Origin of the sequence: Rhodoferax fermentans (assembly GCF_002017865.1) — a bacterium.
Lineage (GTDB): Bacteria > Pseudomonadota > Gammaproteobacteria > Burkholderiales > Burkholderiaceae_C > Rhodoferax > Rhodoferax fermentans.
The window spans coordinates 3960508-3986908 of sequence record NZ_MTJN01000002.1 but is presented as its reverse complement, the minus strand read 5'-3'; the positions used below and the strand labels follow the sequence as shown (position 1 = coordinate 3986908).

At 60.4% G+C, this 26401-nt stretch carries 27 protein-coding genes, 3 tRNA genes and 1 pseudogene; 19 read left to right on the top strand and 12 right to left on the bottom strand.

Annotated elements, in window-relative coordinates; genetic code table 11:
• Positions 1 to 40: 40 nt before the first annotated feature.
• Both RF819_RS18505 and RF819_RS18500 read left to right on the top strand, forming a co-directional pair.
• A complete protein-coding gene (locus RF819_RS18505; protein WP_078366726.1) occupies positions 41 to 1009 on the top strand; it encodes an IS5 family transposase in 969 nt (322 codons plus the stop codon).
• A gap of 121 nt (positions 1010 to 1130) precedes the next feature.
• Positions 1131 to 1997 (top strand): type ISP restriction/modification enzyme, encoded by an 867-nt coding sequence (locus tag RF819_RS18500; protein ID WP_158081313.1) that lies wholly within the window; start codon positions 1131 to 1133, stop codon positions 1995 to 1997.
• A gap of 94 nt (positions 1998 to 2091) precedes the next feature.
• Here RF819_RS18500 and RF819_RS21935 read toward each other — a convergent pair whose 3' ends face one another.
• On the bottom strand, positions 2092 to 2214 hold the full coding sequence (locus tag RF819_RS21935) for a hypothetical protein (RefSeq protein ID WP_274610624.1): 123 nt from the start codon (positions 2212 to 2214) through the stop codon (positions 2092 to 2094).
• Positions 2215 to 2270: 56 nt separating this feature from the next.
• Between RF819_RS21935 and RF819_RS18495 the strand changes: the two genes are divergently transcribed.
• Positions 2271 to 2483, top strand: coding sequence for a DUF1016 N-terminal domain-containing protein (locus RF819_RS18495; protein ID WP_242473260.1), 213 nt, complete (start codon positions 2271 to 2273; stop codon positions 2481 to 2483).
• A gap of 71 nt (positions 2484 to 2554) precedes the next feature.
• Positions 2555 to 3487, top strand: a complete 933-nt coding sequence (locus RF819_RS18490; RefSeq protein ID WP_078367058.1) for a BRO-N domain-containing protein — start codon at positions 2555 to 2557, stop codon at positions 3485 to 3487.
• 71 nt (positions 3488 to 3558) lie between these two features.
• Here RF819_RS18490 and argG read toward each other — a convergent pair whose 3' ends face one another.
• The 3 genes from argG to RF819_RS18475 form a co-directional block, all read right to left on the bottom strand.
• Positions 3559 to 4890 carry an argininosuccinate synthase gene (argG, locus tag RF819_RS18485; RefSeq protein WP_078366318.1) on the bottom strand — a complete coding sequence of 444 codons (1332 nt, stop codon included), beginning with the start codon at positions 4888 to 4890 and terminating at the stop codon, positions 3559 to 3561.
• Positions 4891 to 5068: 178 nt separating this feature from the next.
• Positions 5069 to 5395 carry a pyrimidine/purine nucleoside phosphorylase gene (gene ppnP / locus RF819_RS18480; protein WP_078366317.1) on the bottom strand — a complete coding sequence of 109 codons (327 nt, stop codon included), beginning with the start codon at positions 5393 to 5395 and terminating at the stop codon, positions 5069 to 5071.
• A 403-nt stretch (positions 5396 to 5798) separates the two neighbouring features.
• Positions 5799 to 6182 carry an ArsC family reductase gene (locus RF819_RS18475; RefSeq protein ID WP_078367057.1) on the bottom strand — a complete coding sequence of 128 codons (384 nt, stop codon included), beginning with the start codon at positions 6180 to 6182 and terminating at the stop codon, positions 5799 to 5801.
• 59 nt (positions 6183 to 6241) lie between these two features.
• Between RF819_RS18475 and folC the strand changes: the two genes are divergently transcribed.
• The 12 genes from folC to RF819_RS18415 all read left to right on the top strand — a co-directional run bounded on the left by folC (position 6242) and on the right by RF819_RS18415 (position 15867).
• On the top strand, positions 6242 to 7558 hold the full coding sequence (folC, locus tag RF819_RS18470) for a bifunctional tetrahydrofolate synthase/dihydrofolate synthase (protein ID WP_078366316.1): 1317 nt from the start codon (positions 6242 to 6244) through the stop codon (positions 7556 to 7558).
• Positions 7559 to 7577: 19 nt separating this feature from the next.
• Complete coding sequence (locus tag RF819_RS18465) at positions 7578 to 8408, top strand: SPOR domain-containing protein (RefSeq protein ID WP_078366315.1); 831 nt, start codon at positions 7578 to 7580, stop codon at positions 8406 to 8408.
• Positions 8409 to 8420: 12 nt separating this feature from the next.
• On the top strand, positions 8421 to 8909 hold the full coding sequence (locus RF819_RS18460) for a CvpA family protein (RefSeq protein WP_078367056.1): 489 nt from the start codon (positions 8421 to 8423) through the stop codon (positions 8907 to 8909).
• Positions 8910 to 8936: 27 nt separating this feature from the next.
• Positions 8937 to 10436 carry an amidophosphoribosyltransferase gene (gene purF, locus RF819_RS18455; protein ID WP_078366314.1) on the top strand — a complete coding sequence of 500 codons (1500 nt, stop codon included), beginning with the start codon at positions 8937 to 8939 and terminating at the stop codon, positions 10434 to 10436.
• A gap of 2 nt (positions 10437 to 10438) precedes the next feature.
• A complete protein-coding gene (locus RF819_RS18450; RefSeq protein ID WP_078366313.1) occupies positions 10439 to 11647 on the top strand; it encodes an O-succinylhomoserine sulfhydrylase in 1209 nt (402 codons plus the stop codon).
• Between the two features lies 1 nt (position 11648).
• Positions 11649 to 13046 carry a glutamate--tRNA ligase gene (gene gltX / locus RF819_RS18445; RefSeq protein ID WP_078366312.1) on the top strand — a complete coding sequence of 466 codons (1398 nt, stop codon included), beginning with the start codon at positions 11649 to 11651 and terminating at the stop codon, positions 13044 to 13046.
• Positions 13047 to 13111: 65 nt separating this feature from the next.
• Positions 13112 to 13187 (top strand) — tRNA-Ala (locus RF819_RS18440).
• A 37-nt stretch (positions 13188 to 13224) separates the two neighbouring features.
• Positions 13225 to 13300: transfer RNA gene (locus tag RF819_RS18435), tRNA-Glu, on the top strand.
• 89 nt (positions 13301 to 13389) lie between these two features.
• Positions 13390 to 13466, top strand: a tRNA-Asp gene (locus RF819_RS18430).
• A 211-nt stretch (positions 13467 to 13677) separates the two neighbouring features.
• Positions 13678 to 14328, top strand: a complete 651-nt coding sequence (locus RF819_RS18425) for a DUF3047 domain-containing protein (protein ID WP_244899932.1) — start codon at positions 13678 to 13680, stop codon at positions 14326 to 14328.
• Positions 14329 to 14545: 217 nt separating this feature from the next.
• The gene (locus tag RF819_RS18420) at positions 14546 to 14920 is read left to right on the top strand and encodes a DUF4398 domain-containing protein (protein WP_078366311.1); all 375 of its coding nucleotides are present in this window, start codon (positions 14546 to 14548) and stop codon (positions 14918 to 14920) included.
• Positions 14921 to 14955: 35 nt separating this feature from the next.
• Positions 14956 to 15867: an OmpA family protein gene (locus RF819_RS18415; protein ID WP_078366310.1), complete on the top strand. Its 912-nt coding sequence runs from the start codon at positions 14956 to 14958 to the stop codon at positions 15865 to 15867.
• 121 nt (positions 15868 to 15988) lie between these two features.
• On the opposite strand, the gene RF819_RS18410 is transcribed toward RF819_RS18415, so the two are convergent.
• The 3 genes from RF819_RS18410 to RF819_RS18400 form a co-directional block, all read right to left on the bottom strand.
• Positions 15989 to 17329, bottom strand: coding sequence for a methyl-accepting chemotaxis protein (locus tag RF819_RS18410; RefSeq protein WP_078366309.1), 1341 nt, complete (start codon positions 17327 to 17329; stop codon positions 15989 to 15991).
• 156 nt (positions 17330 to 17485) lie between these two features.
• The gene (locus RF819_RS18405) at positions 17486 to 17737 is read right to left on the bottom strand and encodes a DUF2789 family protein (RefSeq protein WP_078366308.1); all 252 of its coding nucleotides are present in this window, start codon (positions 17735 to 17737) and stop codon (positions 17486 to 17488) included.
• A gap of 26 nt (positions 17738 to 17763) precedes the next feature.
• Positions 17764 to 18315 (bottom strand): NADPH-dependent FMN reductase, encoded by a 552-nt coding sequence (locus tag RF819_RS18400; RefSeq protein ID WP_078366307.1) that lies wholly within the window; start codon positions 18313 to 18315, stop codon positions 17764 to 17766.
• 196 nt (positions 18316 to 18511) lie between these two features.
• Between RF819_RS18400 and RF819_RS18395 the strand changes: the two are divergent.
• Both RF819_RS18395 and RF819_RS18390 read left to right on the top strand, forming a co-directional pair.
• Positions 18512 to 19954: pseudogene (locus tag RF819_RS18395) on the top strand (class II fumarate hydratase).
• Positions 19955 to 20091: 137 nt separating this feature from the next.
• Positions 20092 to 21429: a PQQ-dependent sugar dehydrogenase gene (locus tag RF819_RS18390; protein ID WP_078366306.1), complete on the top strand. Its 1338-nt coding sequence runs from the start codon at positions 20092 to 20094 to the stop codon at positions 21427 to 21429.
• A gap of 120 nt (positions 21430 to 21549) precedes the next feature.
• On the opposite strand, the gene RF819_RS18385 is transcribed toward RF819_RS18390, so the two are convergent.
• Both RF819_RS18385 and RF819_RS18380 read right to left on the bottom strand, forming a co-directional pair.
• On the bottom strand, positions 21550 to 21966 hold the full coding sequence (locus RF819_RS18385; protein WP_078366305.1) for a PRC-barrel domain-containing protein: 417 nt from the start codon (positions 21964 to 21966) through the stop codon (positions 21550 to 21552).
• Positions 21967 to 22010: 44 nt separating this feature from the next.
• A complete protein-coding gene (locus tag RF819_RS18380) occupies positions 22011 to 22220 on the bottom strand; it encodes a CsbD family protein (RefSeq protein ID WP_078366304.1) in 210 nt (69 codons plus the stop codon).
• Between the two features lie 222 nt (positions 22221 to 22442).
• Between RF819_RS18380 and RF819_RS18375 the strand changes: the two genes are divergently transcribed.
• Positions 22443 to 22727 (top strand): sll1863 family stress response protein, encoded by a 285-nt coding sequence (locus RF819_RS18375; protein ID WP_078366303.1) that lies wholly within the window; start codon positions 22443 to 22445, stop codon positions 22725 to 22727.
• A 35-nt stretch (positions 22728 to 22762) separates the two neighbouring features.
• Here RF819_RS18375 and RF819_RS18370 read toward each other — a convergent pair whose 3' ends face one another.
• The 3 genes from RF819_RS18370 to RF819_RS18360 form a co-directional block, all read right to left on the bottom strand.
• Positions 22763 to 23665 (bottom strand): hypothetical protein, encoded by a 903-nt coding sequence (locus RF819_RS18370; protein WP_078366302.1) that lies wholly within the window; start codon positions 23663 to 23665, stop codon positions 22763 to 22765.
• Positions 23666 to 23671: 6 nt separating this feature from the next.
• A complete protein-coding gene (locus RF819_RS18365) occupies positions 23672 to 23890 on the bottom strand; it encodes a glycine zipper 2TM domain-containing protein (RefSeq protein WP_078366301.1) in 219 nt (72 codons plus the stop codon).
• Positions 23891 to 24061: 171 nt separating this feature from the next.
• Positions 24062 to 26395 (bottom strand): putative bifunctional diguanylate cyclase/phosphodiesterase, encoded by a 2334-nt coding sequence (locus tag RF819_RS18360; RefSeq protein WP_078366300.1) that lies wholly within the window; start codon positions 26393 to 26395, stop codon positions 24062 to 24064.
• Between the last annotated feature and the right edge of the window lie 6 nt (positions 26396 to 26401).

Here is a 26401-nt window from a genome sequence, read left to right as displayed (position 1 = left end):
TGACTTGCATGGTTCGTGGCATCCCAAGCAGGAGATGCAGATGAAACAACAAACTCTGGCCATGGCCGAACAACAAAGCTTTGAGACCTACCGCAAGCCCACGCGGCGCGATGAGTTCTTGAAGACCATGGAAGTCATCGTTCCCTGGGCCGCTCTGTGCGAAGTCATCGAGCCGTTTTACCCCAAGGCCGGTAATGGGCGTCCCCCCATCGGGCTTGAGCGTATGCTGCGCATCCACTTCATCCAGCACTGGTTCAACCTGGCAGACCTGGCCTGTGAAGAAGCTCTGTACGACAGCGTGAGCCTGCGTCGCTTCGTGGGCATTGACCTGGGGCGTGAATCTGTGCCGGACGCCACCACGGTGTTGAACTTTCGCAAACTCCTCAACAAGCACAAACTTGGCCAAGCCCTGTTTGCCCAAGTAGGCGCTGTCTTGCAAAGCAAGGGCTTCAAGCTCAACACCGGCACCATTGTGGACGCCACCATCATTGGTGCACCGAGTTCCACCAAGAATGCGAATAAGGCGCGCGACCCGGACATGCACCAAACCCGCAAGGGCCAACAGTGGTACTTTGGCATGAAGTTGCACATCGGTGTGGACAGCCAAAGTGGTCTGGCCCACCATGCGGTGGTCACAGCAGCCAACGTGCATGACAAACACCCACTGCCCAGTTTGTTGCATGGCAAGGAGCAACGCGTCTATGGCGACAGTGCCTACGCCAGCCAGAAGGAGCTGATCCGCAGTGCAGCACCCAAGGCCAAAGACTTCACCAACCAGCGCAGTCGCCGCTCTGGTGTGGTCGATGAAGGCATTCGCGCCAAGAACCGCAACAAATCCAAGATCCGCTCACGCGTGGAGCATGTATTTGCTGTGGTCAAGCGCCTGTGGGGCTTTGGCAAGGTGCGTTACCGTGGGTTGCAGAAGAACGCCACGCGGGCGTTTACTGCTTTGGCGCTGGCCAACATCTATCTCTGCCGACAAAGGCTGATGGCACAGGTGCGTCCATGAGGGCGCAATAGGGGGTGAATTCCCCCTGAAACAGCCTCAAAGGGGGCAAAAGCGAGCTCAGCTGGTCGCAATTTCGACAACTTCGGTTTCTCGATACCGCTGGGGCCTGCTTTGACTCTACTTGTTCAGCGTTGCCTTAGACCATTACAGGGGGTCGTTTGGTGGACGAGTGTTCCCTCTTTGGGCGGACAACCACGGAAGTGTCTCCAACATCAGTGCCACGGTGTTGGCGCGCCTTCAGGATCAAATTGGCCAACCAGTGAGCGCCGAAGATCTGTTCGCCTACATCGCCGCCATCGCGGCCCATCCCGGGTACATACGACGGTTCGCGACGGATCTAGCCACGCCTGGCCTGCGCATCCCGCTCACCGCCGACCCGGCGCTGTTCACTGAAGCGGTGACCCTGGGGCGGCGCGTCATCTGGTTGCACACCTTTGGCGAGCGCTTCGTGGACGCTACCCAGCAGTGCCCCGCCGGCCCGCCTCGCCTGCCTGATGGACGCCGACCGCAGGTGCCCGCGGGGGGCGCCATCCCGAACACACCCGAAGGCATGCCGGATGAGATGACCTATTCCCCGGACCAGCAGCGCCTGACTGTGGGCCAGGGCTACATCGAGCCGGTGCCGAAAGCCGTGTGGGACTACGAGGTCTCCGGCAAGCAGGTGCTGGTGCAGTGGTTCAGCTATCGGCGCAAGACGCGTGAGCGCCCCCAGATTGGTGACCGCCGCTCGCCATCGCCGTTGGGCGATATCCAGCCAGACCACTGGTTGCCCGAATACACGACCGAATTGCTGAACGTGCTCAACGTCCTGGGCTTGTTGGTGGATCTGGAACCCCAGGCAGAGGACTTACTCACACGCATCTGTGCTGGTGCACTTGTGACGCAGCAAACGTTGGCGTCGGCTGGTGCCTTTTTTCCTGCTGGGCATTCTCCGGCTGGCGCGATCGAGCAGGTTACGCTACCTGGATTCGATTTGCCCGAGGGCTGATATACGCCACAAGTACGAGGGGTAAGAGGGAAAGTTAGAAAAGCCCGCCAAGCTTTCACCTGGCGGGCTTTGTATTTGGATGACCTGAAGCGGCCTATTTACCCAGCTTCAATAAGTCCTCACCCTTGCCCAGCTCCAGCATGCCGGCCTTGGCGTACACGCCGAGTTTGGCGCGGGTGTCGGTGATGTCTAGGTTGCGCATGGTCAGTTGGCGCATGATTTGCGCACGGCATTAACCGAGATGATGGTTTTTCACCGCGCAAACTGAAGTACATGCATGCTTTTGGCGATGCGTGGCCGGATGCGGAATTTGTACAAGCGGTGCTTGCACAATGGCCTTGGTACCGCCAGTTGGCACTGCTGGACAAGTTGTCCGCATCCGAAGATTGCCGCTGGTATGTGGCACAGGCTATTGAGTACAACTGGGTACCAACGTCGAAGCCAGTTTCCCCAAGCCTCAGTCGGTTCTGGCTCCTGAGTGGCTGAAAGGCCCTTGGTATGACTCGTTGTTGAATGTTGAAATACTGTATAAAATAACAGTTTTCTTTGGATACTCTATGAAGAAAGCCACATTTCCTGCCGAGCCAGCGAACCATGTCGCGGTTTTTCAAGAAACCACCATTCGCCGTGTTTGGCACAACTCGGAATGGTGGTTTTCGGTTGTGGATGTGGTGGGGGTGTTGACCGACTCGGCGGACCCACGGCAGTACATGAAGAAGATGCGCAGCCGCGACCCATCACTGGATGCCAACTGGGGTACAACTTGTACCCCCCTTGCGCTAAAGGCATCGGATGGCAAGATGCGCGAAACCAACTGCGCCAACACCGAAGGTCTGTTTCGGATCATCCAGTCTATCCCGTCACCCAAGGCAGAGCCGTTCAAGCGCTGGCTGGCGCAAGTGGGTTACGAGCGAGTCAAAGAGATCGAAAACCCCGAGCTGGCCAGTGCCCGTGCCCGCGAGCTGTACCAGGCCAAGGGCTACCCACAGGCGTGGATTGAGAAGAGGCTGCGCTCCATCTCGGTGCGTGGTGAGTTGACCGACGAGTGGAAGGCGCGTGGCGTGGCTGAAGGCAGAGAGTATTCGATCCTGACCGCTGAAATCGCCCGTGCTACTTTTGGCGTGACACCGACCGAACACAGCCAGCTTAAAGGACTGGATTCGGTCAAGACCGGCAACAACCTGCGCGACCATATGACCGATCTGGAGCTGATCTTTACCATGTTGGGCGAGGCCAGCACCACCGAGATTGCCCGACGCAGCGATGCCATGGGCTTTGATGAGAACCGCACTTCTGCCAAAGAAGGCGGAAAGATTGCTGGCAACGCCCGCAAAGCGTTGGAGGCCAAAACGGGTAAAAAGGTGGTGAGCAAAGCCAACTACCTTTCGGTGCCTGGTGCGTCCGATTTGCTGGAGCACGCATTGCCCACCGAGCCCACAAAGTCAAAGCCCCGTGTCCGTATCAAGCCACCCAAAGGCAGCGCAGCGTAAAGCTCAAAAACAACAAAGCCCGCTAAGCAGGTCGCCAAGCGGGCTTTGTTTTTGGGCAGACCTGAAGTGGCTTATTTGCCCAACTTCAAAAAGTCCTCCCCCTTGCCCAGCTCCAGCAACCCGGCCTTGGCATAAATGCCGAGTTTGGCGCGGGTGTCGGTGATGTCCAGGTTGCGCATGGTCAGTTGACCAATTCGGTCGAGCGGGCTGAAAGGTGCGTCTTCGACCTTTTCCATGCTCAGGCGCTCGGGTGCGTAGGTCAGGTTGGGGCTTTCGGTGTTGAGCAGGCTGTAGTCGTTGCCACGGCGCAGTTCGAGTGTGACGGTGCCGGTGATGGCGCTGGCCACCCAGCGTTGGGCGGTTTCGCGCAGCATGATGGCCTGGCTGTCGAACCAGCGGCCTTGGTACAGCAGGCGGCCGAGTTTGCGGCCACTCTTGCGGTATTGTTCGATGGTGTCTTCGTTGTGGATGCCGGTGACCAGGCGCTCGTAGGCGATGAACAGCAGGGCCAGGCCGGGGGCTTCGTAGATGCCGCGGCTCTTGGCTTCGATGATGCGGTTCTCGATCTGGTCGCTCATGCCCAGGCCGTGGCGGCCACCAATGCGGTTGGCTTCCAGGAACAGGCTGACCAGATCGGGGTATTCCACACCGTTAAGCGCCACCGGGCGGCCTTCTTCAAAGGTCACGCTCACTTCTTCGGCTTTGACCACGCAGTCGTCTTTCCAGAACGGCACACCCATGATCGGGTTGACGATGCGGATGCCGCTGTTGAGGTTTTCCAGGTCTTTGGCTTCGTGGGTGGCGCCGAGCATGTTGGAGTCGGTGCTGTAGGCCTTTTCGGCACTCATCTTGTAACCAAAACCGTGCGCGGTCATGAAGGCTGACATTTCAGCGCGGCCACCTAGTTCGTCGATGAAGGCCTGGTCCAGCCAGGGTTTGTAGATTTTGAGTGCCGGGTTGGTCAGCAGGCCGTAGCGGTAGAAGCGCTCGATGTCGTTGCCTTTGAAGGTGCTGCCGTCGCCCCAGATGTTGACGTCGTCCTCTTTCATGGCCGCCACCAGCATGGTGCCGGTCACCGCGCGGCCCAGCGGGGTGGTGTTGAAGTAGGTCACACCAGCGGTGCTGATGTGGAAGGCACCGCTTTGCAGGGCGGCCAGGCCTTCGGCAGCGAGCTGCTGGCGGCAGTCGATCAGGCGGGCTTTTTCAGCGCCGTAGGTCATCGCCTTGCGTGGGATCTCGTCGTAGTCCGACTCGTCGGGCTGGCCCAGGTTGGCGGTGTAGGCGTAGGGCAGGGCGCCCTTGAGCTTCATCCAGTGCAAGGCGGCGCTGGTGTCGAGTCCGCCCGAAAAAGCGATACCAACCTTTTGGCCGACGGGGATGTTCTGCAGAATGGTGTTAGACATGATTTTGGCCTCTAGCCCTTTTGGAATATGGGTGGGTAGCTATAAAAAATAAACTCAACAAGTCGTCTCGGATCGGCGAAAAAGCGGCCTGGCTAGGCGCGACGCCGCAGACAGTACGCCTTTGTACGGCAAGGCGGCGCAACGACGCCAGGGCGTTTTCTTCGTCGATCATCAACAATTAGACGAAGCTGCAGATGTAGTGGTACGCCTCAAACCCTTCGGTCACCCGGATCTGGAACTTGCTGTTGCCAGGCACGCTGAACTTCTCGCCCTCGGACGACTTGACCCAGACATTGGTGCCGTCGAGTTTGTACTCACAGCTGCCCGCCACACATTCCATGATCTCGGGCGCGCCAGTGTTGAAGGTGAGGGTGGCCGGTAGGATCACGCCGATCGACTTTTTGCTGCCGTCGGCCTCGGTGAAACTGTGGCTGACACATTTGCCGTCAAAGTACACATTGGCTTTGGTGGCGACGTTCACGTTGTCGATATGGGTGGTGGTCATGGTGCTGCTGTTTTCCGGGCGGTGAAAGCTTGGGATTTTAGGGGAGCTTGCACAACGTCACTTCCGGGCCAAGCGTTGCTTTGTGAGTGATCGCTGCGCAGCAGCCAGACAGGGCGCCCCCCTCATACTGGGGTACCAGAAATCGGGGGGCACCCTGTCTGGCTACTACGCCGATAGCGTTGACGGTTGCGCGTTCTTTGAGATACCGAAATCCGGTTCGAGCCTTGGCGATAGAAAACCACGATCCACGAACTTGCCAAAGTCGCCAGCGAGGCAGGCCCTTGGGGGCGGCTGACGATTTCTGGTACCCCAGTATGAGGAAGCTGCCCCCAAGGGCCTGCCTTGCGGGTCGTCTCACGCGTGCCTTGCAAGCATCATCCGCATGACAGGCAACTATCCTCCCTCACACCCGCCCAGCAAACGCTTCCGCCGTAAATCCCACGCTGACCGCGCCATCGGCCCACACCACCACAGGGCGTTTGATCACACTCGGATTCGCCAGCATCAGCGCCGTAGCCGACGCATCGTCCACCACGGCAGCGCGCGTGGTTTCATCGAGCTTGCGCCAGGTGGTGCCTTTGCGGTTGACCAGGGTTTCCCAGCCAATGGCCGCGAGCCAGCCTGGCAACAGGTCTGCAGGCACACCTTGCTTCTTGAAGTCGTGGAACTGGACCTCCACACCCTGGTCGGTGAGCCAGGTGCGGGCTTTTTTGACGGTGTCGCAGTTGGGAATGCCGTACACGTTGACGGTCGAGGAGGAGGGGGCGGTGTTTTTCATGCCCGCCATGATGCCATTGACCGGGCCCGGCTGCAGGTGCTCCGGCCTGCGCGACAATTGGCGCCGCTATGACACATTCCTTTGACACCCTCAATGACTGGCTTGCGTACTGCGAGCAACTCCACCCGACCGCCATCGACATGACTCTGGAGCGTGTTCGCACGGTGGCCGAGCGCATGACCATCCGCCTGAACTGCCCGGTGATCACTGTGGCCGGCACCAACGGCAAGGGCTCGACCTGTGCCATGCTGGAGGCCATTTTGCGGCAGGCCGGTTACCGCACCGGCGTCTACACCTCGCCCCACCTGGTGCACTTTGAAGAGCGCCTGCGGCTCAATGGCGAGCCCGTCAAAGCTGCAGAATTGGTAGCGGCTTTTGCTGATGTGGAAAGGGCTAGGTGCAAAAAAGGCGATGAAGTGTCGCTGACCTACTTCGAGTTTTCCACCCTGGCCATCCTGCATGTGATGCGGCAGCACCCGCTGGATGTGGTGGTTCTGGAAGTGGGCCTGGGTGGGCGCCTGGATGCCGTCAACATCATCGAGCCCGACTGCGCCATCATCACCAGCGTCGACCTGGACCACATGGCCTTGCTGGGTGACGACCGCGAGGCCATTGGTTACGAGAAGGCCGGCATCATGCGCACCGGCAAACCGGTGATTGTGAGTGATCCGGTGCCGCCGCAAAGTGTGTTGGACCGCGCGCTGGAGGTCGAGGCGGATCTGTGGCGTGTTGGCGTGGACTTCAATGTGTCCGGCGACAAACAACAATGGGGCTGGGCTGGGCGTGGGCGGCGTTTTGCCGGGCTGGCCTACCCGGCGCTGCGTGGTGCCAACCAGCTGCTCAACGCCGCTGGTGTGTTGTCGGCGCTGACCGCGTTGCGGGAGCGTTTGCCAGTGAGTGCACAGTCGGTGCGCGCCGGTTTGTTGATGGCCGATTTGCCCGGGCGTTTTCAGATTGTGCCGGGCCAGCCCACCCTGGTGCTGGACGTGGCGCACAACCCGCATGCGGTGGCAGCGCTCACTGCCAACCTGGACGCCATGGGGTATTTCCCGACCACCCATGCGGTCTTTGGCGCGATGGCCGACAAGGACCTGGCCACCATGCTGGCACGTATTGGCCCGGTCATCGACAAGTGGTATTTCACCGACTTGCCGACCGAACGTGCGCTGTCTGGGGCCGAGCTGTTGCAGCGCTGGCAAGCCCAGAACACCCGCAAAGACGCCAGTGCCAGCGTGCACTCCGACCCCGAGGCGGCTCTGCAGGCGGCCCTGGCTGGCGCCGACCCCGCTGATAGAATTGTTGTCTTCGGGTCGTTTTACACCGTGGGCGGCGTCTTGAAAGACGGCGTGCCCCGACTGGCCGCCAGGCATCTGCCCACCTCCTGAACCACCTCCACACACCAGCATGGCTTTTTTCAAGTTTCGCAAGGGCGCCGATGACTCTCCGAGAGCATCCGGGCAGCCGCCCAGCATCGAAGCCATCCGCCAGCGCGCCAAATACCGGCTGGCTGGTGCCACGGTGCTTGTGCTGGTGGCCGTGATTGGCCTGCCGCTGCTGTTTGACAAGCAGCCGCGCCCGATTGCGGTGGACACCCCGATTGTGATTCCCGACAAAAACAAGGTGCTGCCCCTGGTGATCCCGGCCAGCCCAGCCAAACCAACCCAAGCCAGTGCGGACACCGCTGCGCCAACCAGCCCGGTGGCGGCTGAACCGGCTGCACAAGCCGCTGCTGCCACCGCACCCAAACCGGCTGCGGACAAAATTGCAGAATCAAAACAGCCTCCAGCCCAGGTAGATAAAGGGCAGGTAGCTACAAATACCGTAGTCAAAGAGGCGCCTGCCAGCCCCAAACCGGCGGCCACCCCGGCCGATGCCAACCGGGCGCTGGCGCTGTTGGAAGGCAAGCCTGAGCCCAAGCCCGTCGACAAACCGGCAGAAACCGCTGTCAAGGCACCCAAGGCCGCCAGCTCGGCAGCCGCACCCGCCAAAGCCGCGAGTGCCACCGCCGAGCGCTATGTGGTGCAGGTGGGCGCTTTTTCTGACAATGCCCGCGCACATGAGGTGCGGGTCAAGTTGGAGCGCGCCGGCGTGAAAACCTATGCCCAGACCGCCGACACCAAGGAAGGGCGGCGCATCCGGGTGCGTGCCGGCCCCTTCACCAGCAAGGCCGAGGCCGATAAGGTGGCTGACAAAATCAAAAAACTCAATTTGCCCGCTGCCTTGTTGACGCTGTAGTTGTTGGTGACCATGCCTGCGTTGGACTGGATTTTTGCTGCGGTGTTGCTGTTCTCGATGGTGCTCGGGGCCTGGCGCGGCCTGGTGTACGAGGTGCTGTCGCTGGTGAACTGGGTGCTGGCTTTTGTGCTGGCGCAGTGGCTGGCGCTGGATGCCGCGCAGCAGCTGCCGATGAGCGGCGCCAGTGCACCGATGCGTTACGCGGCAGGTTTCTTGCTGGTGTTTGTGCTGGTGATCCTGTTGGGTGGTCTGGTGGTGGTGCTGATCAAGAAACTGACCGCTGCCGTGGGCCTGAACCCGCTGGACCGGGCGCTGGGTGCGTTGTTTGGTGTGTTGCGCGGGGTCTTGTTGCTGCTGCTGGCCACCGTGGTGGTGCACATGACGCCCATGAAAGACAGCAGCGCCTGGCGTGAATCGGTGGGGGCCGCGATGGCCGAGGCTTTGATCACCCAGCTGAAACCTGTTTTACCGCATGAACTCAATCGGTTCTTGCCAGTCTGACTCTTTATGAATAACCAGGAAATCTAAATGTGTGGAATCGTAGGTGTTGTCAGCCAGTCGCCGGTCAACCAGCTGATTTATGACGCGTTGCTGCTGTTGCAGCACCGTGGTCAGGATGCGGCGGGTATCGTCACCCAGCTCAACCGCAAGTTTTTCATGCACAAAGCCAAGGGCATGGTGCGCGACGTGTTTCGCACCCGCAACATGCGTTCATTGCCCGGCAACTGTGGCCTGGGCCAGGTGCGTTACCCGACGGCGGGCAACGCCTTCAGCGAAGAAGAGGCCCAGCCCTTTTATGTGAACGCCCCATTTGGCATTGTGTTGGTGCACAACGGCAACCTGACCAACGCCCATGCCCTCAAGGCCGAGTTGTTCAACGCCGACCACCGCCACATCAACACCGAGAGCGATTCTGAAGTGTTGCTCAACGTGCTGGCGCACGAGATCGAGGCCACCACCCGTGGCCTGCCGCTGACCCCCAGCGACGTGTTCGAGGCGGTGCGCCGGGTGCACCGCCGTATCCGGGGCTCGTACGCAGTGATTGCGATGATTGCCGGCCACGGTGTGCTGGCCTTCCGTGACCCGCACGGCATCCGCCCGCTGTGTGTGGGCCGCACCGATGACACCTGGATGCTGGCCAGTGAATCGGTGGCGCTGGAGGGCACCTCGCACAAGTTCGAGCGCAATGTGGCGCCTGGCGAGGCGGTGTTCATCGACCTGCAAGGCCAGATGCACACCAAACAGTGCGCTGACGCGCCGGTGCTCAACCCCTGCATCTTCGAGTTTGTTTACCTGGCGCGGCCTGACTCGGTGCTGGACGGCATCTCGGTTTACCAGGCGCGCCTGAACCTGGGCGAAACCCTGGCCAAGCGGGTGATCTCGACCGTGCCGCCCAATGAGATCGATGTGGTCATCCCGATTCCCGAGTCGAGCCGCCCGAGCGCCGCGCAACTGGCGCAGTTGCTGGGCCTGCCGTACCGCGAAGGTTTTGTGAAAAACCGCTATGTCGGTCGCACCTTCATCATGCCGGGCCAGTCGGTGCGCAAAAAGTCGGTGCGCCAGAAGCTCAATGTGATTGCCAGCGAGTTCAAGGGTCGCAATGTGCTGCTGGTGGACGACTCCATCGTGCGTGGCACCACCTCCAAAGAAATTGTGCAGATGGCGCGTGACGCCGGTGCCCGCAAGGTCTACATGGCCAGTGCCGCGCCGCCGGTGCGTTACCCCAATGTGTATGGCATCGACATGCCGACACCGCAGGAGCTGGTGGCGCACAACCGCACGGTCGAGGAAATCCGCGAACTGATTGGCTGCGACGCCCTGATTTACCAGGACGTGGAGGCCATGAAAAAAGCCATCGGTTCACTCAACCCGGCCATCCATGGTTTTGATGCCTCGTGTTTTGACGGTGTGTACGTCACCGGCGACATCACGGTGGAAGACATTGTTCGCCTGAATGCCAGCCGGGTCGGCACCGACGACAACCAGGACGACAACTCGCGCCTGGCCCTACCCAATTCCGAGGACTGAGCATGACAACCCCTCTCTTTGAACCCCTGCACCGCGACACACTGGCGGTGCGCACCGCCGTGGCGCGCAGCCAGTATGGTGAAAACTCCGAGGCGCTGTTTCTCACCAGTGGTTATGTGCAGCCCGGTGCCGAGGCCGCTGCACGCCGTTTTTCCGGTGAAGAAGACGGCTACACCTATGGCCGTTACGGCAACCCGACGGTGAGCAGTTTTGAGCAACGCCTGGCCGCACTCGAAGGTGCGCAGGCCTGTATTTCCACCGCGTCGGGCATGTCGGCGATTTTGATGATGTGCCTGGGGCTGCTGCAGGCGGGCGACCATGTGATCTGCTCGCACTCGATGTTTGGTTCCACCATCAAACTCATTGGCTCGGACCTGGCCAAGTTTGGGGTGAACTCGACCTTTGTGCCGCAGACCGATGCAGCCGCCTGGAAAGCGGCCATCCAGCCCAACACCAAACTGCTGTTTGCCGAAACCCCCACCAACCCGCTGACCGATGTCTGTGACATCCGGGCGCTGGCCGACATCGCCCATGAGGCGGGCGCGCTGCTGGCGGTGGACAACTGTTTTGCCACACCGGCCCTGCAGCGGCCCATGACCCTGGGCGCCGACATCGTGGTGCATTCGGGCACCAAATACCTAGACGGCCAGGGCCGCGTCATGGCCGGGGCTTTGTGCGCCAGTGAAGAGCTGGTGAGCGAGAGTTTTTTGCCGATCCTCAAGAGTGGTGGCATGACGCTGGCGCCGTTCAACGCCTGGGTGGTGCTCAAGGGGCTGGAGACCTTGTCGATCCGGATGCAAGCCCAGTCCGAACGTGCCCTGGCTCTGGCGCAGTGGCTGCAGGCCCATCCGGCGGTGGCCAAGGTGTTTTACCCTGGCCTGGCCAGCCACCCGCAGCATGAATTGGCGATGACGCAGCAGTCCAACTGCGGCGGCGCGGTGTTGTCGTTCGAGGTCAAATCCTCTGACGACGAACAGGCACGCCAGCGCGCTTTCCATGTGCTCGATTCGCTGGCAACGCTGTCGCTGTGCACCAACCTGGGTGACACCAAAACTTTGCTGGCGCACCCGGCGAGCACCTCGCATGGCCGCTTGACCCCGGCGCAGCGGCAGCTCGCGGGTGTCAGCCAGGGCATGATCCGCGTGGCCGTGGGTCTGGAAAACATCAACGACATTCAGGCTGACCTTGACCGTGGCCTCACTTCTTTCTGATATGAACACACCTACTATGCGTACCCGCACCCGTTTTGCACCGTCTCCCACCGGTTTTATTCACCTGGGTAACATCCGTTCGGCCTTGTACCCCTGGGCCTTTGCCCGCTCCACCGGTGGTGATTTTGTTTTGCGTATTGAAGACACCGACCTGGAGCGCTCAAGCCAGGCTGCGGTGGATGTGATCATTGAAGGCATGGCCTGGCTCGGCCTGGACCACGACGAAGGTCCGTTCTACCAGATGCAGCGCATGGACCGCTACAAGGAAGTGCTGGCGGAACTGGTCGCTGCTGGCCATGTGTATCCCTGCTACATGAGCATGGCTGAACTCGACGCGTTGCGTGAGCGCCAGACCGCCGCCAAAGAGAAGCCGCGTTACGACGGCACCTGGCGCCCGGTTGAGGGCAAGGTCTTGCCACCCATTCCCGAAGGTGTGGCGCCGGTGCTGCGCTTCAAGAATCCGCAGAGTGGCTCAGTCGTGTGGGAGGACAAGGTCAAAGGCCGCATCGAGATCAGCAACGACGAACTCGATGACCTGGTGATTGCCCGTCCGGACGGCACCCCTACCTACAACTTCTGTGTGGTGGTGGACGACATGGACATGGCCATCACCCATGTGATCCGGGGTGACGACCATGTCAACAACACACCGCGCCAGATCAACATCTTCAAGGCCTTGGGCAAAGATCACCCGGTGTATGCCCATCTGCCGACCGTGCTCAATGAGCAGGGTGAAAAGATGAGCAAGCGCAACGGTGCCAAACCGGTCACCCAGTACCGTGACGAAGGTTACCTGCCCGACGCCATGGTGAATTACCTGGCGCGTCTGGGCTGGAGCCATGGTGACGACGAGATTTTCAGCCGCGAGCAGTTCCTGCAGTGGTTCAACCTGGACCACCTGGGCAAGAGCGCAGCGCAGTTTGACGAGGCCAAGTTGCGCTGGGTGAATGCACAACACATCAAGACCACGGCAGACGAGGTGTTGGCACCGCTGGTGCAAACCCAATTGCAAAAACGTGGCATCACCGCTGATGAGCGGCTGGTGGGCATCTGCGCCTTGTTCAAAGATCGCTGTGACACCACGGTGGCCTTGGCCGACTGGGCTGCGGTGTTTTATGCCGATGTCACACCGTCCGAAGCAGAACGTGCACAACATGTCACCGAGGCCGTCAAACCGGCACTTGCGTTGTTGTCCGAGAAGCTTGGCGTCTGTGTGTGGGACAAGGCAGGTATCGCTGCTGCCATCAAAGAAGTGCTGACGGCTTGCAGCCTGAAGATGCCGCATCTGGCGATGCCAGTGCGTGTTTTGGTGGCTGGCACAGCCCATACACCATCGGTCGATGCGATGCTTTCTTTGTTCGATCGACAAAAAGTTTTGCAACGCTTGCAACAATCGTAATTTACGCGCTATAATTTGAGGCTTGGAAGTTACGAGCAATTTGAAAAAGTTGCAAAGTGGTTTTTGGGGGTATAGCTCAGCTGGGAGAGCGCTTGCATGGCATGCAAGAGGTCAGCGGTTCGATCCCGCTTACCTCCACCAAAGTTCCAAAGTGTTGACTGGTTAGTCCAAAGGTTTTGACCCCATCGTCTAGAGGCCTAGGACATCACCCTTTCACGGTGAGTACCGGGGTTCGAATCCCCGTGGGGTCGCCAAGTTATCTTCGGATAGCACGGCGCAAGTCGGTAACGGTTTGCTGTCAAAAGCAAATGACTTGGCTCGAAAGAGCAAACGTTAGCTACCAGGAGTGGTAGTTCAGTTGGTTAGAATACCGGCCTGTCACGCCGGGGGTCGCGGGTTCGAGTCCCGTCCGCTCCGCCAGTATCAAAGGGTTTGCCGCTACGAAAGTAGTAGCAAACCCTTTTTTCTTGTCGTGACACTGACTGCAGCAAAAGCATGTTCCACCTGCCGATTCCCAAGAGCCGTTGTCTGACAGCTTGTGTGTGTCCTGGCTTTGGCTGTGCTGGCGGGCTGCGCAACGGTGTCCGAGACCCCCTCAACATTGGCAAGTGGTGAAACGCCAGGTGTCCAAGTGTCAAGTCTGACCAATTCGACGCTGGTGTTGCCTGCCTTTGACACCTGGCAGCACTATCAACTGCCTGGCAAACAAGCGACCGAGTTTTCATTCCAGCGGGTAGACGGCAGACCGGCGGTGGCGGCACAAGCCAAGTCCTCGGCCAGCATGTTGCGGCACCGCATGCGTATTGAGCCGGCTGAGCTGGGGCGCATCCGGTTTTCGTGGAACGTTCCCCAGTTGATCGAAGCTGCCGACATGGCCTTGCCCGAGGCCGATGACTCACCCGTGCGGATCATCTTGGCCTTTGACGGTGATCGGTCGCGGTTTTCCATGAAAAACGCGATGATGTCGGAGCTTTCCCATGCCATCACCGGTGAACCTTTGCCTTACGCGACCTTGATGTACGTCTGGTGCAACACCCGGCCATCTGACACCGTGATTGTGAATCCGCGTACCGACCGCATTCGCCAGATGGTGGTGGAGTCCGGTGCGCGTGGGCTCAGCCGCTGGCATTTCTATGAGCGAAACATTCGCGCCGACTTTGAGCGCGCTTTTGACGAGCCGCCTGGCGCCCTGGTGGGGGTCGGCATCATGACCGATACCGACAACACCCGCTCCAACGCCCGCGTTTTGTACGGGCAACTCGACCTGACACCAGCGCGTTAAGCCGCCGACGCGGCTACCGCCGTTCTCTACATGGTTCGTTTAACGCGCCATAGGCCAGGCGGCAGTTGAAGCGAACTGCCCAATTGTTGGTGCGTACCGTTCTGAGGTGTTGGTCAGAGCATCGTGTGCCAGCGAACAGACCTCGGTGACCCATCGGCCTATAACCCTCCTTATCAAGAGTGATCCTGCGCTTGATGGACATTTAAGGAGAGAGATGATGAAAACACACTCAAGACGCTGGGTTACGGCCTTGCTCGGTGCCACTGCGGTGCTGGTGATCGGTTGCAGCAGTTTGAAAACCCCGGCGACCGCTGATGTGGCGGTGTCTAAAGCCGCCGTGGACAACGCTGCCGGTGCCGGAGGTGTGCAATACGCGCCGGTCGAAATGACCGCCGCGCGCGACAAGATGGTACTGGCCAACCAGGCCATGGCCGCCAAAGACTACAAACTGGCACGTGAATTGGCTGCCCAGGCTGAGGTGGATGCCAAACTGGCCCAAAGCAAGGCCAACTCAGCCAAAGCCCAGGCCGCCTCGGATGCTCTGCAAGAAGACATTCGTGTGTTGCGCGCCGAGCTTGAACGCAATCTCTGAGCCTCGCTCACCCCTTTCACCCATTGGAATCCAATATGAAAAATACCTATCTGACCCCGGTTGTTCTGGCCGTGGCAGCGTTGCTGGCCGCTTGCGGCTCGACGCCACAATCCACCTCCTTGCTGGAGCAAACCCGCGTTGAATATCGCTCAGCCCAGGCCAGCCCGAACGTGGCCACCTATGCGCCACAAGAGATGAAACTCGCCAGCGATGCCATGGCCAAAACCGAAACTGTGGCAGCTGAGCGTGGCAGCAAAGACGAGGTGGATCAACTGGCCTATTTGGCTCGGCAGAAAATTGCCTTGACACAAGAGGTGACCAAACGCCGTATGGCCGAGGCCGATGTGGCCAACGCTGGCAAGCAGCGGACCCAGCTGATGCTGGACCAGCGCACCAACGAAGCCAATGCCGCCCAGATTCGCGCCAACACCGCCAACCAGGCCGCTTTGATGGCCCAGAACGACGCTGCCCGCGCCCAGCTGCAAACCCAGCAGGCCCAGGATGATGCCGCCAATGCACAGCTGCGTAACGCCCAACTGGAAACCCAGTTGGCCGATCTGGCAGCCAAAAAGACCGCACGCGGCATGGTCATCACCATGGGTGACGTGTTGTTTGCGACCGACCAGTCGCGTCTCACAGCCACCGGCATCGCCACTGCGCAAAAATTGGCCACCTTGCTGCAGAACAACCCCCAGCGCAATGTGTTGGTGGAGGGGTTTGCCGACAGCACCGGTGCGGCTGAGTACAACCAAGCTCTGTCAGAGCGCCGTGCGGGTGCGGTGCAGGCCGCCTTGCAACAGATGGGCATTGCCTCGGAGCGTGTGGCCATGCGGGGTTATGGGGAGTCTTTCCCGGTGGTGGCCAATGACAGCGCCAACAACCGCCAACTCAACCGCCGGGTGGAAATTGTGTTGTCTGACGAAAGTGGCCGGGTGATGGCGCGCTGAGACGTAACTGGGCCAAGGCGTTCCCTTGGCCTCCCGCCGGAGACCAGTTTCCCTCAAACTGCAGGTGCAACATCGGGTGGCCGATGTCTGCGCTGGTGCGGCTGAGGCTCAGCCACCCGAATCAGAAGCTCTCCCACTCCTGAGAACCACCCGCTTTGTTGTCGCTATCATGGGTCAAGGCGGCCGCTTGGGGTACTGCCTTGGTGGCCGCTTGTCGGCTGCTGGCCAGCTGTTTGGGGGTGTTGTGGCTGACTGGGGTGGCCAGACTGGGTGGTGGCGTGGGTGTTGCGGTTGCGTACCCGCTGTCCTGCCCCGCTGCCAGTTTGAACACCGCCACGGTACCTACCAGGTCTTGCGCTTGGCTCTTGAGGCTGGATGCAGCCGCCGCCATCTCTTCGACCAGGGCTGCGTTTTGTTGGGTGGCCTGGTCCATTTGTTGGATGGCTTCACCCACTTGGCCCACACCCTGGCTTTGTTCGGTGCTGGCGGCACTGATCTCGCCCATGATGTCGTTGACCCGGCGAATGGAGGCCACCACCTCGGTCATGGTGGTACCGGCCTGGTCGACCAGGGCTGTACCTTGTTCAACCCGCTCGACACTGGTGCTGATCAGGGTCTTGATTTCTTTGGCGGCCTCAGCACTGCGGCCTGCCAAGCTACGCACCTCGCTGGCCACCACGGCAAAGCCCCGGCCTTGTTCGCCTGCTCTTGCGGCTTCCACCGCAGCGTTTAATGCCAGGATGTTGGTCTGGAAGGCGATGCCGTCGATCACGCTGATGATGTCGCTGATCTTGCGGCTAGCTTCATTGATGCCTTTCATGGTGTCCACCACCTGGGCGACGACTTCACCGCCCTTGATGGCCGCAGAGCTGGCGTTTTGGGCCAGTTGGTTGGCCTGACGGGCGTTGTCGGCGTTTTGTTTGACGGTGGAACTGAGCTCTTCCATGGAGGCGGCGGTTTGTTCCAGGGCGCTGGCCTGGGACTCGGTGCGTGAAGACAAGTCATGGTTGCCCTGGGCGATTTCGGCGCTGGCGGTAGCCAGGCTCTCGGAGCTCTGGCGCACTTTGGCGACCACTTCGATGAGGGCGGTTTGCATGCTGTCGAGCGCCTGCAGCACCTGCCCGGTTTCATCGTGAGACTGGATGTTGATCGTGCCCGACAAGTCTCCGGCTGCGACACGGTCGGCTACTGCAACCGCCTGGTTCAGCGGGCGTGTGATGGAGCGGGTGATGAGCCATGCGATGCTGGACCCCAGCAACAGCATCAGGACACCCATGCCCATCATGAGATTGGAATAGAGGGTCACGGCAGCACTGGCATCTTTGGCCAAATTGTCTGCAATGTCTTTTTGTATCGCACGTGAGGCCTCGACCGCTTTGAACACCACATTTTGCAGCGTGCGCACGTCGCTGGCCAGCACCTCACTGGCCTGCGCCTTGTCGCCTGATTCGCCCAAAGCCATGGCACGATCAAGTTCGGCGTTGTAGTTGTCGTTGTTGTCATTGATGATCTTGAATAAAAAAAGCTTCTAGCCCTTAACGCATAAGGGCTAGAAGCTATGGATATCAAAGCGGATTGAGGGGCTGTTGGGAGGCCCGTGGCCCGCGTGTGTGTGCGCTTAGGGGCGGGATGCTTCTGGCGCTTCCAGTGCCTTGCTGAGCTGGTCCACCACAAGCGCCCATTCGGCGTCCTGGCTCAGGGCTTCGCGCAAAAAAGCAGCTTGGGAGGCAGACCAGTAGGGTGCCTCGGCGAGTCGCATGTCTTGAGCCATGGACCGGTGTTTGTGCAGGAACTCGGCAATGCTCTGGTCGTCATCGGGCAGGCCAAGTTGCGCAAACAAGGCCGCAAAGTGGGGTTGGGTGGTGTTCATTGGGCGGTCTCCAGAGTATGTTCTGGTCAGGCTGTGTGTTGCCGGACCCAGGCCACATACTGGTCCATCCAGCCTTGCAGGAATTGTTTGCTGCCTTCGCCAATACCGCCGTCTGGGGCGAACAGCCCGTCCTTGGCCTGGATGAACGCTTCGGGCTGGCCCAGGGTAGGCACATTCAGGTAAGCCAGAATGTTGCGCAGGTGCTGCTGCGCCAAAGCGGTGCCGATGGCTCCGACCGACACCCCTATCACCCCTGCCGGTTTGCCCGACCAGGCGTTGTCGCCATAAGGGCGAGAGCCATGGTCCAGCGCGTTTTTGAGCACACCCGGAATCGAGCGGTTGTATTCCGGCGTGACAAACAGCAAGCCGTGCGCTGCTTTGATGTCCGACTTGAGTTGCAGCACCGAGGCAGCCTGATGGGTATCGTCGTCCTGGTTGTACAGCGGCAGTTCACCAATCGGGACCTGTTTCAAAGTGAAATCAACCGGCGCCAGCCGGGCCAGCGCGGTTGCGAGTTGCTTGTTGAATGAGTCCTTGCGCAGGCTGCCCACAACAACGGCGATGTGATATTGGGTCATGTCGTTCTCCAAAAAAAGATGAGTTTGCGCCACAACCATACGGTTTGACAGTGCGTTAACGCACCTTGGCCGGGTTGATGACCATCAACGGGCCAGGGGCTTCATGAAGGCGTCATCGGTGTCTGCGTGTGCTGGCGAACATGTCATCTTTGGCCCGGTCCTTAGGATCGGGTGGTCCTACGAAAGGGGTTTTGCCATGTTGCCAGCCAGCCCATCACCAGCGTCTGCCACCTCTGATACCGCCCAGGCCCGTACCGTGACAGACAGCTTTGGCACCGTCACCGTGCCTGCTGGTGTGTTGTGGGGGGCACAAACCGCCCGCAGCCTGCATTTTTTTGCCATTGGTGAGCAGCGCATGCCGCTGGGCATCATTCACGCCCTGGCCTGGATCAAGTGGGCTGCGGCCCACGTCAACCGCGATTTGCAACTGCAAGACCCGCTCAAGGCGCAAGCCATTGCCGATGCGGCAGAGTCCGTGGCCAGCGGTGAGTTGGATGAACAGTTTCCGCTGTTGGTCTGGCAAACCGGTTCGGGTACGCAGAGCAACATGAATGTCAATGAAGTGATTGCCACACTGGCCAGCCGTGCGCTCGGGCAGGGCGCCGCCACGGCTGTGGTGCACCCCAATGACGATGTCAACCTGGGGCAGTCGTCCAACGATGTGTTCCCCAGCGCCATGCACATCGCCGTGGCTTTGTCTGCCCAAAACCTGTTGTTGCCTGCGCTGGACGAGTTGCGCGCCGCGCTGGAGACCAAAGCCGAGGCCTTGGCTGCTGTGGTCAAACTTGGCCGCACCCACCTGCAAGACGCCACCCCGCTCACGTTCGGCCAGGAACTGGGGGGCTACGCCGCGCAGTTGGCGCTGTGCCAGGACAGTCTGCAGTTCGCGCTGGGGGCGGTGCACGCATTGGCCCTGGGTGGCACAGCGGTGGGGACTGGCCTCAACACCCATCCTGAATTTGGCGCGCGTGCCTGTGCGGTGTTGGCCAAGCGGCTGGACCTGCCTTTGCGCTAGGCCAACAACCTGTTTGCCGCTTTGGCCGGCCATGAGGCGCTGGTGGCCCTGCATGCCGGCCTCAAGATGCTGGCCATGGCCTTGATCAAAATGGCCAACGACATCCGCCTGATGGGCAGCGGGCCACGCGCCGGACTCGGTGAACTGACGCTGCCGCAAAACGAGCCCGGCAGCTCGATCATGCCCGGCAAGGTGAACCCGACCCAGGTCGAGGCGCTGACCATGGTCTGCGCCCAGGTGCTGGGCCATGATGTAGCTATCAGCTTTGCAGCAAGTCAGGGACAGTTTGAGCTCAACGTCTACAAACCGCTGATTGCCCTGAACACGCTGGATAGCCTGCGCCTGCTGGCAGACGCGATGCGCAGTTTCGCCAGGTTTTGTGTGGTGGGTATTGAGGTCAACCAGGCACGGGTGGATGCGCTGTTGCACAGCTCGTTGATGCTGGTGACGGCGCTGGAGCCACACATTGGGTATGACCGTGCCGCCGCCATTGCCAAACATGCGCAGGCCCACGGCACCACGCTGCGCGAGGCCGCGCTGGTGTTGGGCACGGTGACGGCCGAGCAGTTTGACGCCTGGGTGGATGCGCGGCAGATGGTGGGTCCATCCGCGCCTGGTCTGTGAGTCCGGCGCCACCCACTGGATGGCTGCTGTGTTCGCCAGCCCACTGACCGGGTCATACGCCCAACCTAGCATTGCGACACCTTTGGCACTTGCTCTTGCCAAGGGACACAACCCTCATCTGCTCAAGGAGCTTGTTGATGACATCCCTCACAGTTTCCCACGCGCCGTGGCGCAACAGTCCCGTCGGCTTGCTGGTGGTAGCGCTCACTGTTTTCGGTCCAGCGGCGGCGTTTGGCGCTGAGCTGGGTTTTGGCCCGCAGCCCACGCTGCCAGCGCCCGAACATGCCCTGGTGCCCACCGTGAACATCGCGCCCGCCATTGGCTGGCCCGCTGGCGCGGCACCCACCCCGGCGCCCGGGACCCAGGTGGCAGCGTTTGCCAGCGGCCTGGACCACCCGCGCTGGTTGTATGTGTTACCCAATGGTGACGTGTTGGTGGCCGAAACCAACGCACCACCCAAGCCCGACGATGGCAAAGGCATCAAAGGCTGGGTCATGGGCAAGGTGATGCAGCGCGCGGGGGCCGCCGTGCCCAGCGCCAACCGCATTACGTTGCTGCGCGACACCAACGGTGACGGTGTCGCCGATTTGCGCTCGGTGTTGATCGAGGGGCTGAACTCTCCGTTTGGCATGGCTCTGGTGGGGCGCACCCTGTATGTGGCCAACTCTGACGCGGTGCTGGGTTTCCCGTACACGGATGGCGCCACACAGATCCTGGCAGCGGGCACCAAGCTGGTGGATTTGCCGGCCGGCCCGATCAACCACCACTGGACCAAAAACCTGATCGCCAGCCAGGACGGCAGCAAGCTGTATGTGACCGTGGGTTCCAACAGCAATGTGGCTGAGCGAGGGATGGAGGCAGAGGCCGGGCGCGCCGCCATCTGGGAGGTGGACATCGCCAGTGCCAAACAACGCCTGTTTGCCACCGGCTTGCGCAACCCCAACGGCCTGGCCTGGGAGCCCAGCACCGGGGCTTTGTGGACGGTGGTGAATGAGCGCGATGAGCTGGGTGACGACCTGGTGCCTGATTTTTTGACCTCGGTGTCTGACGGTGGTTTTTACGGCTGGCCGTACAGCTACTTTGGCCAGCATGTGGACTCGCGGGTAGAGCCGCAGCGACCTGATCTGGTGGCCAAGGCCAAAGCGCCAGACTACGCGCTGGGCGCCCACACGGCTTCACTCGGGCTGGCTGCAGCCACCGGCAACACCCTGGGGCAGACCTTTGCCAACGGCATGTTCATTGGCCAGCACGGCTCCTGGAACCGCCGTCCTCACAGTGGCTACAAGGTGGTTTTTGTGCCCTTCAAATCAGGTCAGCCCGCGGGTGACCCGGTGGATGTGTTGACCGGTTTTCTCAACCCGGAGGGCAAGGCGCAAGGGCGGCCCGTGGGTGTTGTCCTGGACAAACAAGGCGCCCTGCTGGTGGCCGACGATGTGGGCAATGTGGTGTGGCGCGTCAGTGCCAAAGCTTTATAGCGAAATTGGCTTCTGGCCCTTTTAATGTAAGGGCTGGCAGCTATCTTTTTGTAGTTTCCAACAAACGGTTAAACACCTGCCGACAGTGCCCTCGTAAAGAGGGCGCTGTCAACGAGGTGTTTAAGAGACGGGCAGGGCGCTTGCTTGTGTGCCGTTGCCGCCGCGGGCATCCTTGCCCCAGGTCTGGTCTGCCACGTGGGGCCAGTTGTCTTTGTCAAAACCGGCGCTGGCCTCCAGACGCTCTTTGGCCACATCCAGGGTAAAGCGCTCATTTTTGGTGTCCAGGGTCAGCGCGTCCCAAGGCACGGCAAACAGCTTGTCGCCGATGCCCAAAATGCCGCCATACGACAACACCGCGTAACTGATGGTGCCAGCGCGCACATCCATCATGATGTCCAGGATGGTGCCCAGGTCTTCATCCTGGTGGTTGACCACGCTGTTGCCGATCAAGGTGTCTGCCCCCATCAGTCGGGGGCCGGGACCATGGCTGTCAGAGACAGCGAATGCGCCAAAACCGTCGCTTTGCAGTTCGTTCATGGTGTTGTCCTTTCTTGGGTGGCGTGAAGCGCAAGGCGCCAGGTTCAGGCCTTGGACTTGGCGGCTTTTGTCACCGCGTCGCGGGCGTCTTTGGCCACTTCTTTGAGATCGCCAAAACCTTTTTGAATCTTGCCTTCGACCTGCAACTTGGCGCCTTTGGCCTGCTGCTCTTTGCTGTCCACCAGTTTGCCAGCACCTTCCTGCACCTTGCCGGCGATGTCTTTAACTTGGCCCTTGACTTGGTCTTTGTTCATGATGATTCCTTGTGAAAAAGTGGATAAATGCATACACGAGCCCAATGCAGACTCAGGTCCAAGATTAGCCAGGGCAAGCGCTTGTGTCGGTGCGCTTGCATACACACAGCGCGCGTGTTTGGGTGCGCCAACACACCGACAACGGCTTGTCGTCGGCCTACGCTGCAACAGGCAGGCTGCGGTTTGCGCAGGCCCAAGCTCTTTTCACCAGGAGGACACACCATGACCACACGTGACATGTACATCACCAAAATGAAACTGCAACTCGACGAGCTGAATTTGCAAATGGCCAAACTCGAAGCCCGCGCCCAGGAAGCGCGTGAAGACGTGCGAGACACCTACAAGGCCGAAATGGCCAAGTTGCACCAGCAGTCCGAACTGGCCAAGGCCAAACTTGCTGAGATGCAAGCCAGCACCGAGTCGGCCTGGGACAGCATGGTGGCTGAGATGGACAAGGTGCGCGACGCTTTTGTGCACTCGTTTCGCTACTTCAAGTCACAGATTTGAGGTGAGTTGCCGGTGTGGCTGAGCCAGACGGCAGCTTATTGCGCCGTTTGCTGGCGCAGGTGTTCGGCCCGCTTCATCGTGAGGTAAGCGGGCCGTTCAATTTCATGCAACTGTTCGGGGTAGGCTTCAGAGGCGCTGAACCAGTGTTGCAGGCTGGCCTCAAAACGCTGGGTAGGTGGCTGCTGGCGGGTTGCCAGGTAGCTGTTGATCGCCAGGTAATACCGCATGGTGTTGCGCTCAAGCAACGCTCGCATACCTTTGATCCAGACTGGTGGCGTCTGTCCAGCCGGGCTTAGCACAGTAAAGCCAACTTTGTCGCTGCCCACGGTGGCCAGATAGGTCTGCATCGCGAACCGGGCGGCCAGATTGGCGCTGTAGGCGTAGGTCAAATGCAAAAAGGTTTGCCCCGTGGCCAGCGCCACCGCTTCCAGGTGGATCTTGTAGTCACGGGTGCCCATCGGGCCTTCTCTGGCGCTCAGTTGCACCTCAAAGTAGTCGGGTTGGCTGGTGGTCAGGGTGTAGGCCAGGGTCACACGTGAGGACTGGCTCAGTGTCTGGGGTGATTTGCTGCCGATGTTGAGCTGGATCTGCTGGCCCTGAGCGCTGTCGACGGCGTGGCAATACTTGGTGTTCAGGTGCAGGATCATCACCTCGCACCATTGTTGTGGGTCTTGCAGTGCGCGGCTGACGTTGGCAAACGGAAAGGCCACCAGCGCATACATGTCGCCCCGCAAACCCTGTGTCGTTTCCTTGGACACCAACACCAGGGGGCGCGCAAACACGTTGTGCTGGAGGGACTCGTCCAACGTGCTGCGCTGTGTTCGAAGCCGCTGCGCGGCTTCCGAGCTGTCTTGCGCCAGCGCAGCGCCCAGGTAACTGACCAAGCCCAACACCAGCAGGCAGCGCCAGAGGCGACCCACCGGCGCGGGTGAACTCACAGCTTACTATTTAGTGGCTTCGTGGCCAATCACACCACCCACAGCAGCGCCGACGCCGGTGCAGGCCAAGCCGCCACACAGCACATTGCCAGCCACACCACCAATCACGGCGCCGGTGGCTGTGCCTTTTTCCTGATGAGTCATGCCAGCGCAGCCAGCCAGACCCAGGGACGAGACCAACAGCAGGGCAGACAGGCCAGTGCAAAAACGGGTATTCAATTTCATGGCAATTTCTCCAGACAAACAAAGATGTATCCAGTCATGAAAGTGCGTTCACTTTCACGGGCGAAACCCATTGTTGGTTTTGGCGAGCCAGGTGTCTGTGCGGCAACGAACATTGGCTTAGATTGTTATGAATGGCAGAGCTACCGGCCCTTGCTGATCAGCAGAAAGAGTTCATTTCCAATCGGAATCGTGAACCATGACCGTGTCGTTACGCCAGGCCGCATCCGGCTGCCAGCTGCTGACCCAAGCCGGCAAGGTGTCGGCAGGCATCGGCCGGGCAATGCCGTAACCCTGCGCCAGATCGCAGCCCAATTGCAACAGCAGGCTGCCGTGCGCAATGGTTTCCACCCCCTCGGCAATCACCTCGCGGTTGAAGGCGCGCGCCAGGCCGATCACCCCTTCCAGGATGCTTCGGTCTTGCGGATCGTCGAGCATGTTGCGCACAAAACTCTGGTCGATCTTGATCGTCGACACCCGCAGGCGCTTCAGGTAGGTCAGTGAGGAGTAACCGGTGCCAAAGTCGTCCAGCGCAAACGCCACCCCCATCTTCTGGCAATCTTCAATCACCTGTGAGGCATAAGCAATGTCTTGCAGCGCACTGGTTTCGATCATTTCCAGGGTCAGTTTGGCGGGGTCCAAGCTGGGGTGTGTTTGCAGCAGCGTGCGCAGGCGGTCCACAAAATTGGGTTGCTGCAACTGTTGCGCCCCCACATTCACGCTGACCTGCAGGTCCAGCCCCTGGGCCTGCCACAGGGCGATTTGTGTCAGCGCGGTGGCAATCACCCATTCGCCGACCTCAATGGCCAGCGGGTCGGTTTCCATCAGCGGCAAAAAGGTCAGCGGTAACAGCAGGCCACGGTCTGGGTGTTGCCAGCGGATCAGTGCCTCGGCACCCACCACCTGGCCACTGCGCATATTGACCTTGGGCTGGTAATACCGCACCAGTTCATGGCTGGCCAGGGCCAGACGGATGCGCTCCAGGCCCTCGTGGTGGCCGCGCACGCTGCGGTCATGCACCGCGTCAAACAGGTGGTAGCGGTTTTTGCCAGTCTGTTTGGCCTGGTACATGGCCTGGTCGGCCTGTCGCAGCAGTTGGTCGGGCTCAATGGTTTCGGCTTGCGGGTAAAAGGTGACGCCCACGCTGGCTGAGACCTGCAGTACCACCTCGCCCATCTGAAAACACCGGCTGGCCGCTGTGATCAGGCGTTTGAGCATCGGCACGCAGCCGGAGGTGTCGGCCAGGTCGGTCAACACCGCCACAAACTCATCGCCACCCACACGGGCCAGGGTGTCACCCTCACGCAGGGCCTCTTTCATGCATTTGGCCAGTGCCACCAGCAGATGGTCGCCGGTTTCATGGCCATATTGGTCATTCACCGCTTTGAAGCTGTCGATGTCAATGTAGGCCACCGCCAGCAGCGCACCGTGCCGCTGCACCTGTGCCATGTCCTGGCGCAGCCTGTCAGCCAGCAGCGCGCGGTTGGGCAGGTTGGTCAGCAGGTCGTAGTGGGCAATGTGTTCCAGTTGGGTCTGGCTCGCCTTGAAGCTGGTGATGTCGGAAAACAACGCCACGTAATGGGTGGCTGTGCCCTTGGCGTCACGCACTGTGGTGATGGTTTGTAACTCGGCATACACCTCACCATTTTTGCGGCGGTTCCAGATCTCGCCGTACCAGTGGCCTTTGCTGAGGATGTCGTGCCACATCGCTGCATAGAAGGTGGCGTTCTGCCGTCCAGAGGACAGCATGCTGGGGTTTTTGTGCAGCACCTCGTCGCGGCTGTAGCCGGTGATGTGGGTGAACGCAGCATTCACATTCACGATCTGCCCTTGGGTGTTGGTGATCATGATGCCCTCGCGCGCCTGGCTGAACACACTGGCGGCCAGATACAGCTGCTCTTGTGCGGCGATGCGCGCACTGATGTCGAACAACACCACCCGCAACAGGGGGGCGCCCGCTTCATCCTGCGCCAGGGTGGCCATCAGTCTGGCCCAGAAATAACTGCCATCAGCGCGTTTCAGGCGCAACTCTGCCGACAGCTCCTGCTGGGTTTGGCGCCGTTGGCGCAGCAAGTAGTAGCTGTCCTGGTCGTCCCGGTGGATGAACTGGCTCAGTGGCGCCCCCACCATGGCCTGGTTGGTCAGACCGAGCAGGCTGGTTGCCGTTTGGTTGGCCCGCAGCATCTGGCCCGTGTCATTGAGGGTGACATAACCCACCGGGGCCTGGTCGTAGAGGTCTGTGTAGTCGGCACGCGAGGTCTCCAGCGTGTCCTGCATGTGGCGCAGTTCGTCGTTTTGCATCTCCAGCTCAATCTGGTGCACACGCAGCTCATGCAGGGTGCGCAAGATGCCCTCTGCCGAGTCGTCCTGTGTGTGTTGGCCCGTGGCCAACTGCCGCTTCAGTGTGGCTTCTGCATGCTGGCGCAAGGCCTTTGCCCCGGTAGGTGCATAACTTGTCAGCAGGCGCGCGGCCTGGGTTGGCGCTGGGTCGGGGATCTGACCTGGCATGGCAGA

Coding starts and splice junctions, on each gene's coding strand:
- RF819_RS18505 (WP_078366726.1), top strand. CDS start 41: ATGAAACAACAAACTCTGGCCATGGCCGAACAACAAAGCTTTGAGACC.
- RF819_RS21935 (WP_274610624.1), bottom strand. CDS start 2,214: ATGCGCCAACTGACCATGCGCAACCTAGACATCACCGACACCCGCGCC.
- RF819_RS18495 (WP_242473260.1), top strand. CDS start 2,271: ATGCATGCTTTTGGCGATGCGTGGCCGGATGCGGAATTTGTACAAGCG.
- RF819_RS18490 (WP_078367058.1), top strand. CDS start 2,555: ATGAAGAAAGCCACATTTCCTGCCGAGCCAGCGAACCATGTCGCGGTT.
- argG (WP_078366318.1), bottom strand. CDS start 4,890: ATGTCTAACACCATTCTGCAGAACATCCCCGTCGGCCAAAAGGTTGGT.
- ppnP (WP_078366317.1), bottom strand. CDS start 5,395: ATGACCACCACCCATATCGACAACGTGAACGTCGCCACCAAAGCCAAT.
- RF819_RS18475 (WP_078367057.1), bottom strand. CDS start 6,182: ATGGCGGGCATGAAAAACACCGCCCCCTCCTCCTCGACCGTCAACGTG.
- folC (WP_078366316.1), top strand. CDS start 6,242: ATGACACATTCCTTTGACACCCTCAATGACTGGCTTGCGTACTGCGAG.
- RF819_RS18465 (WP_078366315.1), top strand. CDS start 7,578: ATGGCTTTTTTCAAGTTTCGCAAGGGCGCCGATGACTCTCCGAGAGCA.
- RF819_RS18460 (WP_078367056.1), top strand. CDS start 8,421: ATGCCTGCGTTGGACTGGATTTTTGCTGCGGTGTTGCTGTTCTCGATG.
- purF (WP_078366314.1), top strand. CDS start 8,937: ATGTGTGGAATCGTAGGTGTTGTCAGCCAGTCGCCGGTCAACCAGCTG.
- RF819_RS18450 (WP_078366313.1), top strand. CDS start 10,439: ATGACAACCCCTCTCTTTGAACCCCTGCACCGCGACACACTGGCGGTG.
- gltX (WP_078366312.1), top strand. CDS start 11,649: ATGAACACACCTACTATGCGTACCCGCACCCGTTTTGCACCGTCTCCC.
- RF819_RS18420 (WP_078366311.1), top strand. CDS start 14,546: ATGAAAACACACTCAAGACGCTGGGTTACGGCCTTGCTCGGTGCCACT.
- RF819_RS18415 (WP_078366310.1), top strand. CDS start 14,956: ATGAAAAATACCTATCTGACCCCGGTTGTTCTGGCCGTGGCAGCGTTG.
- RF819_RS18410 (WP_078366309.1), bottom strand. CDS start 17,329: ATGGCTTTGGGCGAATCAGGCGACAAGGCGCAGGCCAGTGAGGTGCTG.
- RF819_RS18405 (WP_078366308.1), bottom strand. CDS start 17,737: ATGAACACCACCCAACCCCACTTTGCGGCCTTGTTTGCGCAACTTGGC.
- RF819_RS18400 (WP_078366307.1), bottom strand. CDS start 18,315: ATGACCCAATATCACATCGCCGTTGTTGTGGGCAGCCTGCGCAAGGAC.
- RF819_RS18390 (WP_078366306.1), top strand. CDS start 20,092: ATGACATCCCTCACAGTTTCCCACGCGCCGTGGCGCAACAGTCCCGTC.
- RF819_RS18385 (WP_078366305.1), bottom strand. CDS start 21,966: ATGAACGAACTGCAAAGCGACGGTTTTGGCGCATTCGCTGTCTCTGAC.
- RF819_RS18380 (WP_078366304.1), bottom strand. CDS start 22,220: ATGAACAAAGACCAAGTCAAGGGCCAAGTTAAAGACATCGCCGGCAAG.
- RF819_RS18375 (WP_078366303.1), top strand. CDS start 22,443: ATGACCACACGTGACATGTACATCACCAAAATGAAACTGCAACTCGAC.
- RF819_RS18365 (WP_078366301.1), bottom strand. CDS start 23,890: ATGAAATTGAATACCCGTTTTTGCACTGGCCTGTCTGCCCTGCTGTTG.
- RF819_RS18360 (WP_078366300.1), bottom strand. CDS start 26,395: ATGCCAGGTCAGATCCCCGACCCAGCGCCAACCCAGGCCGCGCGCCTG.